This is a genomic window from Hwanghaeella sp. 1Z406 (genome assembly GCF_048892425.1).
Lineage (GTDB): Bacteria > Pseudomonadota > Alphaproteobacteria > UBA8366 > Aestuariispiraceae > Pacificispira.
This window is the reverse complement of the sequence record NZ_JBLZHU010000021.1, coordinates 1-2,256: the sequence shown is the minus strand read 5'-3', so window position 1 is coordinate 2,256 and position 2,256 is coordinate 1. Positions and strand designations below refer to the sequence as shown.

The window sequence follows — 2,256 nt, the reverse complement described above, 5'->3', positions numbered from 1 at the left end:
AAGACACAGCGATTGCGCTCGATATCGCTGTTACCGGTGTTCAAGACGGCGATAGTACGTCGATCACGATCAGTGATATCCCGACCGGGGCAACCCTGTCGGCGGGGACCGTCAATGAGGATGGCTCTGTCACGCTGACGCCTGCTGAACTCGAGGGGCTGACGATTACCCCTGCGGCGGACAGCGATGCGGACTTCACCCTCTCTGTTGCCGTCACCACGACCGATGGCGAGAGTGGCGATACCAGCACCGTTACCGATACGCTGGATGTCACCGTTGATGCGGTAGCCGATACACCGACGCTCAGTGTTGATGCGGCTTCGGGATCAGAAGATACTGCGATTGCCCTGGATATCAGTTCAGCCCTCAGCGACACTGATGGGTCCGAGACCCTGTCTGTTGAGATCAGCGGCATTCCAGACGGCGCGGTTCTGACGGCGGATGGTGAAGCGGTTACTGTCACCGATGGCGTTGCGACGCTGACACCGGCTCAGCTTGCCAATCTCTCCATCACCCCACCGGCAAACAACAGTGATGACTTTGACCTGACAGTCACCGCGACCAGCACCGATGGCAGCGACACCGCGACGACAACAGCGACCCTTCCCGTCACGGTTACCGGCGTTGCAGATGCGGCGACTGTTGCAACAGCGGATGCGGCTGGATCAGAAGACACAGCCATTGCAATCGATATCGATGTCACCGGTGTGCAGGATGGCGACAGCGCGTCGATCACGATCAGCGATATCCCGGCCGGGGCAACCCTGTCGGCGGGGACCGTCAATGAGGATGGCTCTGTCACGCTAACGCCTGCTGAACTCGAGGGGCTGACGATCACGCCGGCGGCTGACAGTGATTCGGATTTCACCCTCTCTGTTGCGGTCACCACGACCGATGGGCAGAGTGGCGATACCAGCACCGTTACCGATACGCTGGATGTCACCGTCGATGCCGTTGCGGATGCGCCGACCCTCTCTACTGAAGCAGCAAGCGGCAGTGAAGACACAGCCATTGCGCTGGATATCTCCTCTGCCCTCACCGACACCGATGGGTCTGAGACCCTGTCTGTTGAGATCAGCGGTATTCCAGACGGCGCGGTTCTGACTGCCGATGGTGAAGCGGTTACTGTCACCGATGGTGTTGCCACGTTGACACCGGCGCAACTGGCGAACCTGACGATCACCCCACCGGCGAACAGCAGCGATGACTTCGATCTGACCGTGACCGCAACCAGCACCGATGGCAGCGACACGGCGACGACAACGGCCACCCTGCCCGTCTCCGTAACCGGCGTCGCCGATGCGCCGACCCTCTCTGCTGAGGCAGCAAGCGGCAGTGAAGACACAGCCATTGCCCTGGACATCTCCTCTGCGCTGACCGATGACAGCGAGACTTTGTCGGTCGAGATCAGCGGTATCCCAGACGGCGCAGTTCTGACCGCCGATGGTGAAGCCGTCACTGTCACCGATGGTGTTGCGACGCTGACGCCAGCGCAACTGGCGAACCTGACCATCACGCCGCCGGCGAACAGCAGCGATGATTTTGACCTCACGGTTACTGCCACATCGACCGATGGCTCAGATACAGCCACGACAACGGCGACCCTGCCCGTCTCCGTGACCGGCGTCGCTGATGCGCCGACCCTCTCTACTGAAGCAGCAAGTGGTTCTGAAGATACAGCCATTGCCCTGGACATCTCCTCGGCACTGACCGATGACAGCGAGACCTTGTCGGTCGAGATCAGCGGTATCCCAGACGGCGCGGTTCTGACCGCCGATGGTGAAGCGGTTACTGTCACCGATGGCGTTGCGACGCTGACGCCGGCGCAACTGGCGAACCTGACGATCACCCCGCCTGCAAACAGCAGCGATGATTTTGACCTCACGGTTACTGCCACATCGACCGATGGTTCAGATACAGCCACCACGACGGCCACCCTTCCCGTCTCCGTGACCGGCGTCGCTGATGCGCCGACCCTCTCTACTGAAGCAGCAAGTGGCAGTGAAGACACAGCCATTGCCCTGGACATCTCCTCGGCATTAACCGATGACAGCGAGACCCTGTCTGTTGAGATCAGTGGCATTCCAGAGGGCGCAGTTCTGACCGCCGATGGTGAAGCCGTAACGGTCACCGATGGCGTTGCGACGCTGACGCCGGCGCAACTGGCGAACCTGACGATCACACCACCAGCCAATAGCAGCGATGATTTTGACCTGACTGTTACTGCCACCAGCACCGATGGCAGCGACACCGCGA

1 protein-coding gene is annotated in these 2,256 nt (G+C 60.6%); it reads left to right on the top strand.

All coding sequences use genetic code 11. The annotated features are described in order from the left end of the window. Positions 1–2,256 (top strand): beta strand repeat-containing protein (locus tag ACOSDR_RS20165; protein WP_420732337.1); only part of this gene is annotated, 2,256 nt, incomplete at both ends.